The sequence below is a fragment of the Aeromicrobium erythreum genome (genome assembly GCF_001509405.1).
In the GTDB taxonomy this organism is placed as follows: domain Bacteria; phylum Actinomycetota; class Actinomycetes; order Propionibacteriales; family Nocardioidaceae; genus Aeromicrobium; species Aeromicrobium erythreum.
This window is the reverse complement of record NZ_CP011502.1, coordinates 510,445-528,020: the sequence shown is the minus strand read 5'-3', so window position 1 is coordinate 528,020 and position 17,576 is coordinate 510,445. Positions and strand designations below refer to the sequence as shown.

The following is a 17,576-nucleotide window of genomic DNA, read 5'->3' as shown; positions in this document are numbered from 1 at the left end:
CGGAATGCGGGCCGAGGGTAGGTCGGCCGCGCTACCGGGCCCGGGTAGGGCGCCTCACCTACCTCCCGCGGACAGACTCACCAGCGCCAGCAGCAGACCGTCGCGACGGACCGACGCCGAGATGGCGTCCGCGGCCGACGCGGGGAGGTCGGGGCCGGTCTCGACGGGCGTCGTGCTCATGAGCAGCATCTGGCCTGCCAGCACGAGCACCAGCGTGCCGGACCCGGCGATGCCGGCACAGGCAGCCCACGCAGCCGGGCGTCGGACGTCGCGGTGCAGCACGCCGTCACCCTAGTGCGCGAGCACGCGCAGCGTGAACGACGCCGTGCCGCCCTCGTCGAGGCCCTCGGCGGTCCGCACGGGCTTCTTGACCGGCAGCGCGTAGGCGCGCTGCTGCGCGGACGGGAACACCGACGTGCGCCACGTGGTCGCGCCGACGGTCACCTCGACCCGCACCGAGCCGAAACCTGCGGCCGTCGGACCGAAGCGCTCCTCCACCTCGTCGGAGACGTCGTCGGGCACGGTCACGAAGTGCCAGGCGCCGTCGCGCCAGAGCTCGGCGTCGAAGGTCCACGTCGCGTCGTCCACCCGCTCATGGTGGCGGGGCCGGCGGGGTCAGCGCCAGACGCCCCGCTCGTACTGCGGCGGGTACAGGCCCGCGGGCGGGTCGCCGAGCTCGTGGGCGGCGCGCTGGGGCCAACCCGGCTCGCGCAGGGCGGCCCGCGCCAGCAGCACGACGTCGGCGTCGCCCCGTTCGAGCACCTCCTCCGCCTGCCGCGGGTCGGTGATCAGGCCCACCGCGCCCACGGGCAGGCCCGATCCCTCGCGCACCTCGCGCGCGAGCGGCACCTGGTAGCCGGGCCCGACCGTGATGTCGGCGGGCAGCAGGCCGCCGCTGGAGACGTCGACGAGGTCCACGCCGTGATCGGCGAGCTCGCGCGACAGTCGCGCGGTCTCGGCCGACGTCCAGCCGCCGTCGAGCCAGTCGGTCCCCGAGAACCGCACCACGAGCGCCTTGTCGTCGGGCCAGACCGCGCGGACCGCGTCGACGACCTCGACGACCAGCCGGACGCGGTTCTCGTAGGAGCCGCCGTACTCGTCGTCGCGCTGGTTCGACAACGGCGACAGGAACTGGTGCAGCAGGTAGCCGTGGGCGGCGTGCACCTCCACGGCGTCGAACCCGGCGGCGTCGGCGCGGCGGGCGGCGTCGGCGAAGCGCGCCGGCAGCTCGCGGACCTCCTCGAGCGTCAGCGCGCGGGGCGTGGCGTACCCGGGGAAGGCGACGGCCGACGGCGCCACGGTCTCCCAGCCGCCGTCCTCGACGGGCACGCTGCCCTCGCCGGTCGCGGCAGCGCGCGGGTCGGCGAACGGCGCGAAGGTCGACGCCTTGCGCCCTGCGTGCGCGAGCTGGACCCCGATCGGCACGCCCTGCTCGTGCACGGCCGCGACCACGCGGCCCCACGCCTCCTGCTGGGCGTCGTCCCAGAGCCCGGTGTCCTCGGGGCTGATGCGACCCTCGGGCACCACCGCGGTGGCCTCGGTCAGGAGCAGCCCGAAGCCGCCCGACGCCCGGGCGACGAGGTGCGCCAGGTGCCAGTCGGTCGGCACGCCGTCGCGCGCGAAGCACGAGTACTGGCACATCGGCGCCAGCCAGACACGGTTGCGGGCGGTGACGCCGCGGAGGGTGACGGGTTCGAGAAGAGCACTCACGTCAGCGGTGCAACGTCCTCGACCGTCCGGATCTTCCCCGCCCGGTCGCCACGCCCGCCTGGCCCGTTCGGCGCGGCAGGACGGCTCAGGGCTCGCTGACCTGGCGGTCGAGCAGGTGCCCCTCGACACCTCTCCTCATCTCTGGTCCTTCATCCTCGGGTCCTGCCCCGAGCGCCTCGTACGTCGCGTGGTCCTCGGCCCCAGGTGAGGAGGGCGACGACGAGCGCCACCACGACGACCAGCCACACGACCAGCTCGACCGTGCCGTAGCCCACGCTCCCGCCCAGGCCCACGAGCCCGAACGGGAGCAGGACCACCACGACGAGCAGGACGGCGAGGACCTGCCGGCGCCCGCTCACGTCTCCTCCGATCTCGGCACCTGGGAGGTGCCGGTCCCCCACACGACGGAGGGGCTCGCAGGAGTGCGACAGACTTCTTCAGCGTTGCGGTGGATGGCCTTGACAGGGCGCGCGAGCCGACGTACTGGGAGCCGTCAGCCCTCGTGGATCGGGTCCTTCGGGAGCCGCTTGACCTTGCGGATCCGCTTGCGGCGGCTCGGGATCATCGAGCGCATCTCCTCGAGCTTGCCGAAGCACAGCAGCCGGTCGCCGGCCTCGAGCACGTGCGAGCGACGGGGGTTCGGGATCACCTGGGTCCCGCGCTGCAGCGTGAGGACGGAGATGTCGCGGTCGCGCAGGCCGCTCTCGCCGAGGGGCGTGCCGACCAGGTCCGACGCCGCCTGCACGAGCAGCTCGGCGACGCCGTAGCCGGTGGAGACGGTCAGCCGCTGCCGGACGTCGATCTCGGGGAAGGCGACCTGGTTGTCGATGTGGTCGATGATCGCCCCGGCGACGTCGAGGTTGGTGGCCGCCTCGATGCCCTCCAGGCCGGGCGAGGAGTTGACCTCCATGACGAGGGGCCCCTCGTCGCCCTCCAGCATGTCGACACCGGCGACCCGCAGACCCATGATCTGCGCCGCCCGTACCGCCACCCGCTCGTACTCGGCGTCGAGCGTGACCGGCTCGACGGAGCCGCCGCGGTGCACGTTGGAGCGGAACTCATCGCCCTTCGCCACGCGTCGCATCGCCGCGACCACACGGTCGCCGACGACGAGCGCACGGATGTCGCGACCCTTGCTCTCCGCGACGAAGTGCTGGATGAGCACGTTCTGGCGGGTGCTCTGCAGGGTCTCGATGATCGCCTCGGCGACCTTGATCTCCGGGGCCAGGATCACGCCGATGCCCTGGGTCCCCTCGAGCAGCTTGATGACGACCGGCGCGCCACCGACCCGCTCGATCGCGGGGATCACGTCGGCCCGGTCGCGCACGAACGTCGTGGCCGGCATGCCGATGTCGTGGCGCGAGAGGATCTGGCTCGCGCGCAGCTTGTCGCGCGAGTTCTGGATGCCCCACGACGTGTTCGGCGTGTACACGTCCATCTGCTCCAGCTGCCGCACGACGGCGGTGCCGTAGTAGGTGATGGAGTTGCCGATGCGCGGCAGCGCGGCATCGTAGTGCGACAGCGGCTTGCCGCGGTACTGCAGGTCGGGCTCGTCGCCCGAGAGGTCGATCGCGAAGCGCAGGGTGTTCAGCACCTTGACGGTGTGACCACGGTCGAGCGCCGCGGTGCGCAGGCGCTGCGTACTGTACGACCGAGGCGCACGTGACAGGATCGCGAGCTTCATGGACTCCCCGAGCTGGAAGGACGGACGGTTGACGCAACCCCCTTCCTACACCTCCGCCCCGCAGTCCGCTCCCCCTGGCGGGCCCGACGCCGACCGTCCGGCGCCGACGCTGGTGGGCTGGCGCGAGTGGGTCCGTCTGCCCGACCTGGACGTGCCGTGGATCAAGGCCAAGATCGACACCGGCGCGCGCACGTCGTCGCTGCACGCCTTCGACCTCGACGACGACGGAGGACGTCGGGTCCGGTTCAGCATCCACCCGTGGCAGGGCAGCGACGAGGACCCGACGCAGGTCGAGCTCGACGTGCTCGACCTGCGCGAGGTGCGGTCGTCGTCGGGCCACGTCGAGGAGCGCTACGTCGTGATGATCGACCTGCACCTCGCCGGTCGCGTGGTGCCCGCCGAGGTGACGCTGTCGCGGCGCGACGAGATGGGCTTCCGGATGCTCGTGGGACGTGAGGCGCTCGCGCAGGGGTTCCTCGTCGACTCCAGCGCGTCCTACCTCGGCGGCCGTCCGCCCGTGCGCGTGCGCCGCCGGAACCGGGGACGGTGATGGTGCGCCCGTCGTTCGAGATCGGCCCTATCCGGGTGCGTCCGGGGCAGGTGAAGTCGGTGTCGCTGCCGATCACCCGACTCGTGACCGGTGCCGACGTCGACCTGCCGGTGCGTGTCGTGCACGGACGTGAGGACGGGCCGACCGTGTGGGTCGACGCCGCCATCCACGGCGACGAGGCGGTCGGCGTCGAGGTGGTCCGCCAGGTGCTCGCCGAGCTCGACCCGAAGACGATGCGCGGCACCCTGATCGCCGTGCCGATCGTCAACGTTCTCGGCTTCATGACCGGCGACCGCTACCTGCCCGACCGCCGCGACCTGAACCGCTCGTTCCCCGGGTCCGCGCGCGGGTCGCTCGCGTCGCGCATCGCGCACCTGATGATGACCGAGGTGGTCGCCAAGTGCGAGGTCGGGATCGACCTGCACACCGGGTCCGATCGCCGCACGAACCTGCCGCAGATCCGCGCCGACCTCGAGGACCCGCGCACGCGCGAGCTCGCGGAGGCCTTCGCCGCCCCCGTCATGCTGCACGCGCGCATCCGCGACGGGTCGCTGCGCGCCGCCGCCCGCGAGGCCGGCGCCACGGTGCTCCTCTACGAGGCCGGCGAGGCGTGGCGCATGGACGGGTGGGCGATCGAGGCCGGTGTGCGCGGCGTGCGTCGGGTGCTCGCCGCGCTCGGCATGACCGACGCGCTCGAGGAGGACCCGCCCACCCCCAGCCAGGCGTCGTTCAAGAGCAGCTGGGTCCGGGCCCGCGGCACCGGCATGCTGCACCTGGAGGTCGCGCTCGGCGAGCACGTCAGCGAGGGCCAGCGCCTCGGCGGCCTCTTCGACTCCTTCGGCAAGCGCGTCCGCCTCGTCCACGCCGAGCGGTCCGGCGTCGTCATCGGCCGCACCGAGGCCCCCGTGGTCAACAGCGGCGACGCCGTCGTGCACGTCGCCGAGGTCTGACCCGAGGGAGAGATTCCCAGGTCGACCTGGGAATCTCCGGACGCAGCACGGAATTCTCAACGAAGCACGGAAAGCAAGCCGTGCCTGGCTGAGATTCTCGTGCCTGGGCGAGATTCCCAGGTCGACCTAGGAATCTCCGGACGCAGGTCAGGCGAGGGCGGAGAGCTCGACGGAGGGGTCGGCGAGGCGCTCGGGGTCGACCTCGCGGCCCACGAGGGCGCGCAGGTCGTCCTGGACGTCCCAGATGTTGACGTTCATGGCGGCGGACACGACGCCGTCGTGCAACCAGAAGACGATGAACTCGCCCTCGCCGCTGCCGTCGTCGAGCTCGCCGCGCACGACCACGTCGTCGTCGCCGGACCCGTGGCCGACGTACTCCATGCCGAGGTCGTACTGGTCGGTGAAGAAGTACGGCTCCCAGTCGTAGGTGACGTCCTGGCCGAGCAGCACCTGCGCGACGGCCTCGCCCTGGCGCACGGCGTCGTCCCAGTGCTCGACCCGCACGGCGTGGCCGCGACCGAGGTGCAGCGTGGCCGACACGTCGCCGATGGCGTACACGTCGGGGTGGCTGGTGGCGAAGTGCTCGTCGGTGACGATGCCGTCGTCGACGAGCAGTCCCGCCTCCTGCGCGAGCTCGACGTTGGGCGTCGCACCCACCGCCAGCACCACGACGTCGGCCTCGAGCACCTCGCCGCCGCCCAGCTTCACCGTGCGTGCGGTCACCGCGTCGACCCGTTCGCCCGCCCGCAGCGTCACGCCGTGCGACGTGTGCAGCGACGCGAAGTAGCCGCCGATCCGCTCGCCCATGACCTTCTCCAGCGGCACGTCGTCGCGCAGCACCACCGTCGTCTCGAGGTCGTGGTGGCGCGCCGCGGCCGCCACCTCGAGCCCGATCCAGCCGCCGCCCACGACGACGACCGACGACGCGTCGGCGAACGCCGTCGACAGCCGCTCCACGTCGGCCGCGTTCCGCAGGAAGAAGGCGTCGGCGGCACCCGCGATGGCGTCGGGGACGGCGGGACGCGCGCCGGTCGCGATGACGGCCTTGTCGAACGGCACGACCTGGCCGCCCGCCAGGTGCACGCGGTGACCCTCGACGTCGAGCCGCTCGGCCTCGGTGCCGGTGACGAGACGCACGTCGTGCTCGGCGTACCACTCCTGGGGCTGCACGACGGCGTCGTCGAGCGTGCCCTCGCCGAGCAGCACGTCCTTCGAGAGGGGCGGACGCTCGTACGGCAGGCGGTCCTCGTCGCCGATGATCGTCAGCCCGCCGTCGTGCCCGTTCTCGCGCAGCGCCGCTGCAGCCTTCGCGGCCGCGAGACCGCCTCCGATGATGACGATGTCCATGCGTCGAGCCTCGCACGGACCTCGACGTCGGCAAGCCGAACGGACGGCCCTCAGGAGCTCGTGCGGCTCAGCGACCCGAGCGGCTCGTGGCGTCGGTCGAGGGCCACCAGGCGCCCTTCCTCCACGCGGAACGACGAGGACTCGGACAGCCACTGTCCCGGGACCGTCGAGCAGGCGACAAGCGACGTGAGCGGGGCTCCCCGCAGCCGCACCCGATCACCGTCGAGCGACCATCGCCGACCGCTGAAGGAGTTGCACCCGTCGGAGCCGGACACGCCGCCGTCGGCGCGGAGCTCGACCTGCACCGGCAATCGCGAGCTCGAGCGGCCCGCCGTCCAGAGCCCCACGACCTCGGCCCTGGTGGCGTCGTGTGCCGTCGGGGGCGACGACGACGCCGAGGGAGCCGGGTGCGACGACCCACCCTGACAACCGCCCACGGCGAGCGCGGTACCCACGACGAGCGCGACGACCACGACCGTCGGACGCCTGAGCCCTTGACGAGGCACGACCGTCAGCCTCGGGCGGAGGCGTCAGGGTCGGTGAGCAGCAGACCGAGCTCGTCGCCGTCGGGTCCGGTCGCCCTCAGCGTGCCGTCGTCCCAGCGGAACGACACCGCCCGGCCCAGCCAGGTGTCGACGCCGTCGCAGGCCATGAGGGTCGAGACGCGGGTGCCCGACGTGGTGACGACGTCGCCCTCGAGCGACCAGTGCTCGCCGCCGAACCGGTTGCACCCGTCGTGCCCGGCGAGGTCGCCGTTGTCGCGCAGCTCGACGAACGCCCGGTCGGGGCCGTTCTCGGGGAGCCAGCGGCCGACGACGTCGGACCGTGCGGGGGCGCTCACTCGCCGTACAGCTCGTTCGTGGGGGTCGACCCCGACGGACCGGACGACAGCACCCGACGGCGGCCGCCGGGCAGCCGCTGGGCGAGCGTGCCGAGCGGCTCGACGGCGCCGCTGAGCACCGACACCGCCTGGTTGAGGCTCGGGATCGCGTTGCCGAGCGCCTCCAGGCGCGGGACGATCGCGTCGATCGTCGACCCGAGCGCGACCAGCTGCTCCAGCGTCCCGCCCGGACGCAGCAGGTTCTCGAGGACGCCCTCCTCCTCCAGCAGCTGCTCCAGCAGGCCACCGGGTCGCAGCACGTTCTCGAGCGTCCCGTCCTGCTCCAGGAGCCGGTCGAGCGGACCATCGGGTGCCAGCATGCGCTCGATCGGGCCGTCCGGTGCAGTGAGCCGCTCCAGGGGGCCGTCGGGCGCGAGCAGCCGGTCGAGCGAGCCGCCGGGCGCCAGGAAGCGGTAGAGCGGGCCGTCCTCGGCGAGGGCGCGGTCGAGTGGACCGCCGGCCTCCAGGAGTCGCACGAACGGGCCGTCCTCCGACGCCATCCGGTCGACGAGGCCGTCGCGCTGCAGCGCCTTGCCCACGGGCCGGTCCTCTGCCGTGATGTCGGCGACCAGGTTGCCGAGCGCGACGATGCCGCGGTCGTCGGCGAGCAGGCGACCCAGCTGCTCCAGCAGCCCGTCCTCGCCGATCAGCACGGCGATCCGGCTCCCGTACCCGCCCTCGCGCAGGATCGGGCCGTCCGGCGACGCCAGCTGGCCCAGCGCCAGGGTCGTGCGGGTGGCCGAGATGGTCACGCGCAGCGGCAGGGTGGCGAGGCCGACGAGGTTCATGCCCGCAGCGTAGGACCGTGACAGCGACGATGTCACGCGCTGCGCACCAGACGCACCGCCCCGTCGCGCCTCGGGTCGGCGGCGGCCTCGAGGTGCAGCGCGCCCGTGGCGTCGCGTCGCAGCAGGGTCGCGGCCACGCCGCCGTAGTACATCGTGAGGTCCGCCGGGTCCTCGACCTTCACCACCTCGTCGGGGCGTCCGGCCCGGTGCACGTGCACGCGCGGGTGGTCGACGGCTCCCTGCAGGGTCAGGCCGCCGTTGACGAAGCCCGCCACGACCTGCGCGACGGCCGTCGAGATGCGGTCGGCCCCGGGCGAGCCGATCGCCAGCGCCGCGCCGTCGCGGTGGTGGGCCACGGTCGGTGCCATGTTCGACAGCAGCCGGGCGCCCGCCGGCAGGCCGTGCAGCCCACGCGGGTTCAGCTCCTGCTCGCCGAGGCAGTTGTTCAGCCAGATGCCGGTGCCGCGGGCCACCATGCCCGAGCCGTAGCCCGAGGACACGGTGACGGCGCACGCGCCACCGTCGCCGTCGGTGGCCGACACGTGGGCGGTGGAGCCCGACGAGCGCACCGTGTCGTCGACCGAGGCCAGGTACGCGAGGGCGTCGGCGACGAGGTCGTCACTGTGGTCGAGCACGTCGAGCCGGTGCCCGAGGACGGTGCGCTGCACCTCGACCAGGCGGTCGACGTCGTGGGTCGACCACCGGCCGTCCACCACATCGAAGGGGACGCCGTCGAGCAGGCGCAGCATGGCCGCGACGCACACCCCACCGATGGCCGGCGTCGGGTTGGTGCCGAGCGTCCAGTCGCCGAGCTCGACGCGCAGCGCCGGCCGGACCACCGGCTGGTACGCCTCGAGGTCAGCGCGGGTCAGCAGACCGCCGCGCGCGACGACGTCGTCGCTGATGAGGTGTCCGAGCTCCCCGGCGTGCAGCGCCGTCGCGCCCTCCTCGGCGATCAGCTCGAGCGAGGCCGCCAGGTCGGCGACCACCACGAGCCCGCGCGTCACCGTGCCGTCGACGTCGTGCACGGCCGCCCGGCTCTGCTGGTCCCAGCCGTAGATGTCGTCGTGCACGTAGTCGAGGTAGTAGCGCGACGCCGAGCCCAGCCGGAACCCTCCGCGGGCGACGTCGACCGCCGGGGCCACGACCTCACGCCACGGGACGCTCCCCCAGCGTCGGTGCGTCTCCTCGAACGCCGCCACCGCACCGTGGGTCGCGACCGACCCGGCCCCGATCGTGACGGTGACCCCACCGCCGTACTCGGTCGTCACGTCCCACGTGCCCGAGCCGCGCGCGGCATCCGCTCCCCGGCCCGGCATGTCCATCCAGCCGTCGACGGTGACGGGGCTCGAGCCGTCCGGGGGCTGGACGGTGACGAACCCGCCCGAGCTGAGCGAGACCAGGCCGACCTCGTTGACCATGGTCACCAGGGCGGCGGCGAGTGCCGCGTCGACGGCGTTGCCGCCCGCGCGGGCCACCTCCGCGCCGGCATCGGCGGCGGCCTCGTTGGGTGCGGCGAGCGCGACGTCGGACATCCCCGCAGGCTAGCCGCGCCGACCGCCCCCGCGCGATCCGACGGTAGGATGGACCCCGGTGTGCCGGGAAGTCTGGTCGGCGTCCTGTCGTCGACCCCTGGAGAGCGATTCCCTGTGAACACCACCCGTCCCCGCCTGTTCGGCCGCGGCTCCTGGCCCGAGGCCCAGCGCATCGGCGAGCTGGTCCGCGCCGAGACGTTCGGCGGTGCGCTCCTCGTCGTCGCCGCCCTCGTCGCGCTCGTCGCCGCCAACACGACCGACGCCTACGCGCGGCTGCGCGACACCGTCGTGGGACCGTCGGCGCTGCACCTCGACCTGTCCCTCGGCACCTGGGCCGCCGACGGCCTGCTCGCGATCTTCTTCTTCGTCGTCGGCCTGGAGCTCAAGCGCGAGTTCGTGGCCGGCGACCTGCGCGACCCCTCGCGTGCCGCGGTGCCGATCGTCGCGGCGGTCGGCGGCATGGCCGTCCCCGCCGGCCTCTACCTGCTCGTCAACGGCCTGCACCCCGAGGGACGCCTGGTCGGCTGGGCGATCCCGTCGGCCACCGACATCGCCTTCGCCGTCGCCGTGCTGGCGGTGGTCGGGTCGTTCCTGCCGACCGCGCTGCGGCTGTTCCTGCTGACGTTGGCCATCGTCGACGACCTGCTGGCCATCACGATCATCGCGCTCTTCTACACCGCCGAGCTCGACGTGCTCTGGCTGCTGGCCGCCCTCGTGCCGATCGGCCTGTTCGGGCTGCTCGTCCAGCGTCGCGTCCGCTCACCCTGGCTGCTCGTCCCGCTGGCCGTCGTCGCCTGGGTGCTGGTGCACGAGTCGGGCGTCCACGCGACGGTCGCGGGCGTGCTGCTGGGGTTCACCGTGCCGGTGCTGCGCCGCGACGGCGAGACCGGGCCCGGCCTGGCCGAGCACCTCGAGCACGTCGTGCGCCCGGTGTCGTCGCTGTTCGCGGTGCCGGTGTTCGCGTTCTTCTCCGCCGGTGTGGCGGTCGAGGGGGCGTCGGGCTTCGTGCAGGCCCTGCGCGACCCGGTCACCCTGGGCATCGTCGCCGGGCTGGTGGTCGGCAAGCCGCTCGGCGTCCTCGCCGCGACCTGGCTCATGGCGCGGTTCACCCGCGCCGAGCTCGACGACGACCTGACGTGGACCGACCTGCTCGGCGTGGGCCTGCTCGCCGGCATCGGGTTCACCGTCGCTCTGCTGGTCGGCGAGCTGGCGTTCGGGCCGGGCAGCGAGGCCGACGAGCACGTGAAGGTGGGCGTGCTGCTCGGCTCCCTCACGTCGGCGCTGCTGGCGGCGGTGGTGCTGCGTTCACGCAATCGCACCTACCGTCGCCTGCACGAGCGCGAGACCCGCGACGACGACGGCGACGGCGTGCCCGACGTCTACCAGGCCTGAGCCCTCATCCCTCCCCGTCGCGGAACGTGAGGACTACTCCCACTCGATGGTGCCTGGGGGCTTGCTGGTGATGTCGAGGACGACGCGGTTGACGTCCTCGACCTCGTTGGTGATGCGGGTGGAGATGCGCTCGAGCAGCTCGTAGGGCAGGCGGCTCCAGTCGGCGGTCATCGCGTCCTCGCTCGACACCGGCCGCAGCACGATGGGGTGGCCGTAGGTGCGACCGTCGCCCTGGACGCCCACCGAGCGGACGTCGGCGAGCAGCACCACCGGGAACTGCCAGATGTCGCCGTCGAGTCCGGCGGCCGTCGTCTCCTCGCGCACGATCGCGTCGGCGCGACGCAGGATCGCGAGGCGCTCGGCGTCGACCGCGCCGACGATCCGGATGGCCAGGCCCGGACCGGGAAACGGGTGGCGGCCGACGATCGCCTCGGGGATGCCGAGCTGGCGGCCCACCTCGCGCACCTCGTCCTTGAACAGGGTGCGCAGCGGCTCCACCAGCGAGAACTCCAGGTCCTCGGGAAGCCCGCCGACGTTGTGGTGGCTCTTGATGTTGGCCGCGCCCTCGCCGCCGCCGGACTCGACGACGTCGGGGTAGAGCGTGCCCTGCACGAGGAACTTGACCGGAGGCCCGGGGGTGGCGAGCACCTCCCGCTCCGCCTCCTCGAACACGCGGATGAACTCGCGGCCGATGATCTTGCGCTTGGTCTCGGGGTCGCTCACGCCGTCGAGGTGCCCGAGGAACCGCTCGCGCGCGTCGACGACCTTCAGGTCGACCCCGGTCGCCTCGACGTAGTCGCGCTCGACCTGCTCGGCCTCGCCCTCGCGCAGCAGCCCGTGGTCGACGAACACCGCGGTGAGCCGGTCGCCGACCGCGCGCTGCACGAGCGCCGTCGACACGGCGGAGTCGACACCACCGGACAGTGCGGAGATGACCCGGGCGTCGCCGACCTCGGCGCGGATCTTCTCGACCTGCTCCTCGACGATGTTGACGCTGGTCCACGTCTGGCGGCAGCCCGCGATCTCGACGAGGAAGCGCTCCAGCACCTGCTGGCCGTGCTCGGAGTGCAGCACCTCCGGGTGCCACTGCACGCCCGCGAGCCGGCGTCCGATGTCCTCGAACGCGGCGACGGTCGCACGCGGCGAGCGGGCGTTCACCGTGAAGCCCTGCGGCGCGCCGACGACCTCGTCGCCGTGCGACATCCACGACGTGAGGCTGCCCGGCAGGCCCTGGAGCAGGGTGCCGGGGTCGAGCACCTCGACGGCCGTGCGCCCGTACTCGCGCTGCCCCGTCCGCGCGACGTCGCCGCCGAGGGCGGCAGCCATGGCCATGAAGCCGTAGCAGATGCCGAACACCGGCACGTCGGACTCGACCATCGTCGGGTCGAGCTGCGGCGCACCCGGCTCGTAGACCGACGACGGACCGCCGGACAGGATGATCGCGGCGGGCTCGCGCGCGAGGATCTGCTCCACCGGCATCGTGTGCGGGACGATCTCGGAGTACACCCGGGCCTCGCGGACGCGACGCGCGATCAGCTGGGCGTACTGGGCGCCGTAGTCGACGACGATGACGAGGTCGTGGTCTGGGGTCACCGCGTCATCGTATCGGTCGAGAAATTTCTTCAGACGGCTCGTAACCCCCTCCGAGGAGCGTCGTTGAACAGGATGGATCTCGCTACACTCCCTCCCGCGAGATCCACATCGTGCCCGCTCCTCGTGGCACATGACAGGACCCGGCCCGTGAGCTCCCTCCAGGCCGGGTCCTGTGCGTTCCGGTACGCCGAGCAAGCCGCAGCGGCTCCACCCCTCCCCCGTCCTCGCCGTAGATTGGTGCCGATGTCCGGTCTCGAGGTCGCCCTCTCGCTCACCGCCGCCGCGCTGGGCGTGCTGCTCGTGGTGACCTGGGGCCTGCTCCTGGGCGCGCGGCGCCGGATCGCCCAGCTGAAGCGGTCGCTGCAGGCCGAGCGGCCCCGACCCCGGCTCACCGTGCCGCGACCCGCCGACGCCGTCCGCACGGTCGTGGGCACGGCGATCAGCCTGAAGGACAAGGGTCTCGGCGGCACGCTGCGCAGCTCGATCGACGACCTCGCGCGCTGGGCCGACGTCGAGCGCCCCGACCTCGCGCGCATGGCCACGCCCGACGGCACCGTCGCGATCCTGTTCTCCGACATCGAGGGCTCCACCGCCCTCAACCACGAGCTGGGCGACGGGGGCTGGGTGCGGCTGCTCGCCAAGCACGACGCCGTCGTCACCCGTGCGGTCGGACGCCACGGCGGCCACGTCGTGAAGACGCAGGGCGACGGTTTCATGGTCGCGTTCCCGTCGGCGACCGCCGCTGTCGCAGCCGCGGGCGAGGTGCAGCGCCGGATCACCCGTGCCCGGCCGGGGTCGCGCCTGGCGGGCGTGGCCGTCCGCATCGGCGTGCACCGCGGCTCGGCGGTCCACCGCGACGGCGACCTCTTCGGACGCAACGTCGCCTACGCCGCGCGCGTCGCCGCGCAGGCAGACGGCGGCGAGGTGCTGGTCAGCGACACCGTCCTCGAGGCGCTCGAGGCCGACGGCACGCCCGTGCCCGTGCTGGAGAGCCGCGAGGTCGGCCTCAAGGGGATCCCGGGCACCCAGGTCGTGCACGCCCTCGACTGGCAGGTCTGAGCCCGGACGTGCGACGGCCCGGCGCCTCCGGGGAGGGGCCGGGCCGGGCAGCCACGAGCAGGACGGTCAGTCGAGCCGCTCGGTGGCCTTCTTCTGCAGCTTCTCGGCGAAGTTCGGGTCGTGCTCGAGCAGCTCGGCGACGTCGGAGTCGGTGAGGTGCAGCGCCTTGACCGGCGTCTTCGCCACGACGGTCGCGTTGCGCAGCTTGCCGTTGACGAGCGCCATCTCGCCGATGACGTCGCCGGCACCCAGCTCGGCGATGGACTCCTGGTGGCGACGGATCTCCACCGTGCCCTCGAGGATGATGTACGCCTTGTCCGCGGGAGTGTTCTCGATCATCACGGCCCAGCGCTCGGGGATGTTCACGGGACGACCGACACCGGCGAGCTTCTCGATGGTCTTGGCGTCGAAGTCGGTGACGCGGGTCAGCGCGTCGATGGTCTCGCGGTCTGCCTTGCGTGCCATGGCTTCCTCTCGGTCGAACGGCGCGGGGGTGGGAGGGCGCCGCAGCCGGTCCAACGACCTGGAGCGAAGGAGGACACGCCCGCAGCATGCTGACGGTACGCTGCCCGACGTCCCCTCCGCCAGCCCTGGAAGGCAATGACGTGGCCTCTCGTGACGCGCGTACGGCCCGGTCCCGCCGCGCGTTCGGCTCGGTGCTGCTCGGATCGGCCGAGCAGGACACCAGCCGGCTGCGGGTGCGCATCCAGCTGCTGCTCACCCTCTTCCTCGTCAGCACGAACGTCATCGGCGCCGGCATCGTCGTCGCGCTGTCGGTGTTCGTGGTCCCGAGCCCCCGCCCGACGCGCGACATGGGCGTGGCCCTCGCGGTGGCCGTGCCGATCTACGTCGGGCTCGCCGTGCTCGTGGGCGCGACGTGGGGCACGCGCCGCACGGTCCGCGCCCAGCGGTGGGCGCTGGAGGACCGCGAGCCGACGTCGCGCGAGCGACGCCGCGCCCTGCGCGCCGCACGGTCGCTGACCGTCATGCAGGCGGCCCTGTGGGTGCTGGCCACGGTGCTCTTCACGCTCCTGTCGGTCGCCGTGCAGCCCGAACGCGCGCTCTCGACCGGCCTCACCGTCGGTATCGCGTCGATCGTGGTGACGACCATCGCCTACCTGCTCGCCGAGTTCGCGATGCGACCGATCGCCGCGCGCGCCCTCCGAGGCGCCGTCATGAAGCGTCCGCGCGGGCTGGGTGCCGCGACCCGTGTGCTGATGTTCTGGTGGCTCGGCACCGGCGCACCCGTCGTGGGCCTCGTCGTGGTGGGCATCCTCGCGCTCTCCACCGACCAGCTCACCCTCAGCGAGCTGGCCGTCGTCACGCTCATCATCGGCACGGTCGTGCTGTTCTTCGGCTTCTTCGTCATGTGGCTCACCTCCCGTGCCGTCGTCCAGCCGATGACCGGCGTCACCGAGGCGATGCGTCGGGTCGAGCGCGGCGAGTTCGGCACCACGATCGAGGTGTTCGACGGCTCGGAGCTGGGCATGCTGCAGTCGGGGTTCAACCAGATGTCGACGGGCCTGCTGGAGCGGGAGCGGCTGCGCGACGCGTTCGGCCGCCACGTCGGGCGCGACGTCGCCGAGGCGGCGCTGGACGACGTGCGGCTGGGCGGTGAGACGCGCGAGGTGTCGGTGCTGTTCACCGACCTCGTGGGGTCCACGTCGTACGCCGAGGAGCGCGAGCCGGACGAGGTCGTGGCCATGCTGAACGCCTACTTCGGCGTGATCATCGCCGAGGTCGACGCGCACGGGGGTCTGGTCAACAAGTTCATGGGCGACGCGGTGCTCGCCGTCTTCGGCGCGCCGCGCCACCTCGACGACCACGCGGGTCAGGCGCTGGCCGCCGCCCGGCGCATCGGCGAACGGCTGGAGTCGGAGCTGGTCGGGGTGCGGGCGGGCATCGGCGTCGCCACGGGGCGCGCGGTCGCGGGCTACGTCGGCGACGAGACCCGCTACGAGTTCACCGTGATCGGCGACGCCGTCAACGCCGCCTCCCGCCTGACCGAGCTGGCCAAGGACGTCGACGGCGGCGTGCTGGCAGACCTCCAGGCGGTCACCTCCGCCGATGCTGACGAGGCCGCCCACTGGCGTCGCGAGGGCAGCACCGTGCTCCGCGGCCGGTCCGAGGAGACCGAGACCGCCGTCCCGCGGCGGGCCGACGGTCCCCGGCCTGAGTCCTCGCCCATCGACTGATTCCCATCAGGTCATGGGAATCCCTCGCTCCCCTGCGGATGCATCCGCCGGGGAGCGACGAAGAACCGTGGTGAGCTGCTGATTCCCATCACGTGATGGGAATCAGCAGCGCCAGGCGGAGGTCAGCTGACGCCGACGATGGGCAGGCGCAGGGCCGCGGGGGCGTCCTCGGGGACCACGGGGTTCTTCGGGGCGATCGGCTCGAGCGAGCGGAAGCCCTCCCCCACCGCGGGCCGTGGGTCCGCCTCGCCGCGGTTCGGCCAGTAGGCCATCGCGCGCTCGGCCTGGGCCGTGATGGTCAGCGAGGGGTTGACGCCGAGGTTGGCGCTGATCGACGAGCCGTCGATCACGTGCAGCCCCTCGTGCCCGTAGAGACGGTGGTAGGGGTCGATCACGCCGGTCTCCGGCGAGTCGCCGATGCACGCGCCACCCATGAAGTGCGCCGTGAGCGGCACGTTGAAGGGCTCGCCGATCGTGCCGCCCGGGGTGCCGCCCATGTGCTCGGCCATCCGCTGCACGGCCACGTGACCCGGCTCGATGAACGCCGGGTTCGGCGCACCGTGGCCCTGACGCGACGTCAGCACCTTCCTGCCGAGCACGTTGCGCTTCGTGAACGTCGTGATCGAGTTGTCGTGGGTCTGCATGACCAGCGCGATGACCGTGCGCTCCGACCAGTGCCGCAGGTCGTAGAGCTTGAACATGTTGCGCTTCTGCCGCCACATCTCCTTGAGCCACGTCTTCCAGCGCGCCGTCGGCAGGCTTCCGTCGGTGAGGACGGTCTGCATCAGCGACATCGCGTTGGAGCCCCGCCCGTAGCGGCACGGCTCGATGTGCGTGAACTCATCGGGGTGGAACGACGACGTGATGGCCACGCCCTCGGAGTAGTCGACGTCCTTGCCGTCGGCGATGGAGCCGAGCAGGGCCTCGGAGTTCGTGCGCGTCAGCAGACCGAGCCGGTCCGAGACGTTCGGCAGGACACCCTGGTCCTTCATGCGGTGCAGCAGCTTCTGCGTGCCCATCGTGCTGGCCGAGAAGATCACCTGCTCGGCGGTCATCACGCGGTGCTTGCGGAAGCGCTTGTTGGTACGTCGCGTCTCGACCGCGTAGCCGCCGCCCGGCAGCGGTGTCACCGACACCGCCGTCGTCATCGGGTGGATCTCGGCCCCGTTCTGCTCGGCGAGGTAGAGGTAGTTCTTGACGAGCGTGTTCTTCGCGTTGTGTCGGCAGCCGGTCATGCACTCGCCGCAGTTGGTGCAGGCGTTGCGGTCGGGGCCGGCGCCGCCGAAGTAGGGGTCGGCGATCTTCTGGCCCGGCTCGTCACCGAAGAGGACGCCGACGGGCGTGTGGTGGAACGTGCCCTCGACACCCATGTCCTGCGCGACCTTCTTGATCACCCGGTCGGCCGGGGTCTCGAACGGGTAGGTCGCGACGCCCAGCATGCGCTTGGCCTGGTCGTAGTACGGCGCCAGCTCGCTCTTCCAGTCGGCGATGTGGCCCCAGGCGGGATCCTTGTAGAACGGGTCGAGCGGCTCGTACAGGGTGTTGGCGTACACCAAGGACCCGCCCCCGACGCCCGCCCCGGAGAGGATGAGCACGTCCTTGAGCTTGTCGATGCGCTGGATGCCGTAGCAGCCCAGCTGCGGCAACCACAGGAACTTGCGCAGCCGCCACGACGTCTTGGCGAAGTCCTCGTCGCGGAAGCGCTTGCCTGCCTCCAGGACGGCGACCTTGTAGCCCTTCTCGGTCAGCCGCAGGGCGGACACGCTGCCGCCGAATCCGGAGCCGATGACGATGACGTCGTGGTCGAAACCCATGGGAACCTCTCGTGGTGCTGCTGCGGGGTGGTGGTGCCGTGTGCTGCGGGAGGACGCGCGGGGCGTCCAGGTGCGGTGG

The 17,576-nt window shown here is 72.5% G+C and carries 18 protein-coding genes; 5 read left to right on the top strand and 13 right to left on the bottom strand.

Features of this window, described 5'->3' with window-relative positions; translation table 11 throughout:
• Nucleotides 1-54 precede the first annotated feature (54 nt).
• The 5 genes from Aeryth_RS02560 to Aeryth_RS02540 all read right to left on the bottom strand — a co-directional run bounded on the left by Aeryth_RS02560 (nucleotide 55) and on the right by Aeryth_RS02540 (nucleotide 3,394).
• The gene (locus Aeryth_RS02560) at nucleotides 55-282 is read right to left on the bottom strand and encodes a hypothetical protein (RefSeq protein WP_067854273.1); all 228 of its coding nucleotides are present in this window, start codon (nucleotides 280-282) and stop codon (nucleotides 55-57) included.
• Nucleotides 283-291: 9 nt separating this feature from the next.
• The gene (locus Aeryth_RS02555) at nucleotides 292-588 is read right to left on the bottom strand and encodes a DUF1905 domain-containing protein (protein WP_067854271.1); all 297 of its coding nucleotides are present in this window, start codon (nucleotides 586-588) and stop codon (nucleotides 292-294) included.
• Between the two features lie 27 nt (nucleotides 589-615).
• Complete coding sequence (locus Aeryth_RS02550) at nucleotides 616-1,710, bottom strand: NADH:flavin oxidoreductase/NADH oxidase (RefSeq protein WP_067854269.1); 1,095 nt, start codon at nucleotides 1,708-1,710, stop codon at nucleotides 616-618.
• Between the two features lie 149 nt (nucleotides 1,711-1,859).
• Complete coding sequence (locus Aeryth_RS02545; RefSeq protein WP_067854266.1) at nucleotides 1,860-2,069, bottom strand: hypothetical protein; 210 nt, start codon at nucleotides 2,067-2,069, stop codon at nucleotides 1,860-1,862.
• Nucleotides 2,070-2,203: 134 nt separating this feature from the next.
• A complete protein-coding gene (locus Aeryth_RS02540) occupies nucleotides 2,204-3,394 on the bottom strand; it encodes a RimK family alpha-L-glutamate ligase (RefSeq protein WP_067854263.1) in 1,191 nt (396 codons plus the stop codon).
• Between Aeryth_RS02540 and Aeryth_RS02535 the strand changes: the two genes are divergently transcribed.
• Nucleotides 3,393-3,944, top strand: coding sequence for an ATP-dependent zinc protease family protein (locus Aeryth_RS02535; RefSeq protein ID WP_083516197.1), 552 nt, complete (start codon nucleotides 3,393-3,395; stop codon nucleotides 3,942-3,944). The genes Aeryth_RS02540 and Aeryth_RS02535 overlap by 2 nt on opposite strands.
• 59 nt (nucleotides 3,945-4,003) lie before the next feature.
• Nucleotides 4,004-4,894 carry a succinylglutamate desuccinylase/aspartoacylase family protein gene (locus tag Aeryth_RS02530; RefSeq protein WP_202967701.1) on the top strand — a complete coding sequence of 297 codons (891 nt, stop codon included), beginning with the start codon at nucleotides 4,004-4,006 and terminating at the stop codon, nucleotides 4,892-4,894.
• Between the two features lie 147 nt (nucleotides 4,895-5,041).
• Here Aeryth_RS02530 and Aeryth_RS02525 read toward each other — a convergent pair whose 3' ends face one another.
• The 5 genes from Aeryth_RS02525 to Aeryth_RS02505 form a co-directional block, all read right to left on the bottom strand.
• On the bottom strand, nucleotides 5,042-6,241 hold the full coding sequence (locus Aeryth_RS02525) for an NAD(P)/FAD-dependent oxidoreductase (RefSeq protein ID WP_067854255.1): 1,200 nt from the start codon (nucleotides 6,239-6,241) through the stop codon (nucleotides 5,042-5,044).
• A gap of 50 nt (nucleotides 6,242-6,291) precedes the next feature.
• The gene (locus Aeryth_RS17805) at nucleotides 6,292-6,546 is read right to left on the bottom strand and encodes an META domain-containing protein (RefSeq protein WP_158509166.1); all 255 of its coding nucleotides are present in this window, start codon (nucleotides 6,544-6,546) and stop codon (nucleotides 6,292-6,294) included.
• 206 nt (nucleotides 6,547-6,752) lie between these two features.
• Nucleotides 6,753-7,082, bottom strand: coding sequence for an META domain-containing protein (locus Aeryth_RS17560; protein WP_067854250.1), 330 nt, complete (start codon nucleotides 7,080-7,082; stop codon nucleotides 6,753-6,755).
• On the bottom strand, nucleotides 7,079-7,909 hold the full coding sequence (locus Aeryth_RS02510) for a hypothetical protein (RefSeq protein WP_067854248.1): 831 nt from the start codon (nucleotides 7,907-7,909) through the stop codon (nucleotides 7,079-7,081). Before Aeryth_RS02510 ends, Aeryth_RS17560 begins: the two co-directional genes overlap by 4 nt.
• Before the next feature lie 32 nt (nucleotides 7,910-7,941).
• On the bottom strand, nucleotides 7,942-9,444 hold the full coding sequence (locus Aeryth_RS02505) for a gamma-glutamyltransferase (protein ID WP_067854244.1): 1,503 nt from the start codon (nucleotides 9,442-9,444) through the stop codon (nucleotides 7,942-7,944).
• 114 nt (nucleotides 9,445-9,558) lie between these two features.
• Here Aeryth_RS02505 and nhaA point away from each other — a divergent pair, with 114 nt between their 5' ends.
• Nucleotides 9,559-10,836, top strand: a complete 1,278-nt coding sequence (gene nhaA / locus Aeryth_RS02500) for a Na+/H+ antiporter NhaA (protein ID WP_067854241.1) — start codon at nucleotides 9,559-9,561, stop codon at nucleotides 10,834-10,836.
• 33 nt (nucleotides 10,837-10,869) lie between these two features.
• Here nhaA and guaA read toward each other — a convergent pair whose 3' ends face one another.
• On the bottom strand, nucleotides 10,870-12,429 hold the full coding sequence (guaA, locus tag Aeryth_RS02495) for a glutamine-hydrolyzing GMP synthase (RefSeq protein WP_067854238.1): 1,560 nt from the start codon (nucleotides 12,427-12,429) through the stop codon (nucleotides 10,870-10,872).
• A 243-nt stretch (nucleotides 12,430-12,672) separates the two neighbouring features.
• Here guaA and Aeryth_RS02490 point away from each other — a divergent pair, with 243 nt between their 5' ends.
• A complete protein-coding gene (locus tag Aeryth_RS02490; RefSeq protein ID WP_067854235.1) occupies nucleotides 12,673-13,488 on the top strand; it encodes an adenylate/guanylate cyclase domain-containing protein in 816 nt (271 codons plus the stop codon).
• Nucleotides 13,489-13,554: 66 nt separating this feature from the next.
• On the opposite strand, the gene Aeryth_RS02485 is transcribed toward Aeryth_RS02490, so the two are convergent.
• Nucleotides 13,555-13,953, bottom strand: coding sequence for a cyclic nucleotide-binding domain-containing protein (locus Aeryth_RS02485; protein WP_067854232.1), 399 nt, complete (start codon nucleotides 13,951-13,953; stop codon nucleotides 13,555-13,557).
• A gap of 140 nt (nucleotides 13,954-14,093) precedes the next feature.
• Between Aeryth_RS02485 and Aeryth_RS02480 the strand changes: the two genes are divergently transcribed.
• Complete coding sequence (locus Aeryth_RS02480) at nucleotides 14,094-15,683, top strand: adenylate/guanylate cyclase domain-containing protein (RefSeq protein WP_067854229.1); 1,590 nt, start codon at nucleotides 14,094-14,096, stop codon at nucleotides 15,681-15,683.
• A gap of 122 nt (nucleotides 15,684-15,805) precedes the next feature.
• Here Aeryth_RS02480 and Aeryth_RS02475 read toward each other — a convergent pair whose 3' ends face one another.
• A complete protein-coding gene (locus tag Aeryth_RS02475) occupies nucleotides 15,806-17,497 on the bottom strand; it encodes a GMC oxidoreductase (RefSeq protein WP_067854227.1) in 1,692 nt (563 codons plus the stop codon).
• Nucleotides 17,498-17,576 lie beyond the last annotated feature (79 nt).

Coding starts and splice junctions, on each gene's coding strand:
- Aeryth_RS02535 (WP_083516197.1), top strand. CDS start 3,393: ATGGACTCCCCGAGCTGGAAGGACGGACGGTTGACGCAACCCCCTTCC.
- Aeryth_RS02540 (WP_067854263.1), bottom strand. CDS start 3,394: ATGAAGCTCGCGATCCTGTCACGTGCGCCTCGGTCGTACAGTACGCAG.
- Aeryth_RS02525 (WP_067854255.1), bottom strand. CDS start 6,241: ATGGACATCGTCATCATCGGAGGCGGTCTCGCGGCCGCGAAGGCTGCA.
- Aeryth_RS02510 (WP_067854248.1), bottom strand. CDS start 7,909: ATGAACCTCGTCGGCCTCGCCACCCTGCCGCTGCGCGTGACCATCTCG.
- Aeryth_RS02505 (WP_067854244.1), bottom strand. CDS start 9,444: ATGTCCGACGTCGCGCTCGCCGCACCCAACGAGGCCGCCGCCGATGCC.
- Aeryth_RS02490 (WP_067854235.1), top strand. CDS start 12,673: ATGTCCGGTCTCGAGGTCGCCCTCTCGCTCACCGCCGCCGCGCTGGGC.
- Aeryth_RS02485 (WP_067854232.1), bottom strand. CDS start 13,953: ATGGCACGCAAGGCAGACCGCGAGACCATCGACGCGCTGACCCGCGTC.
- Aeryth_RS02475 (WP_067854227.1), bottom strand. CDS start 17,497: ATGGGTTTCGACCACGACGTCATCGTCATCGGCTCCGGATTCGGCGGC.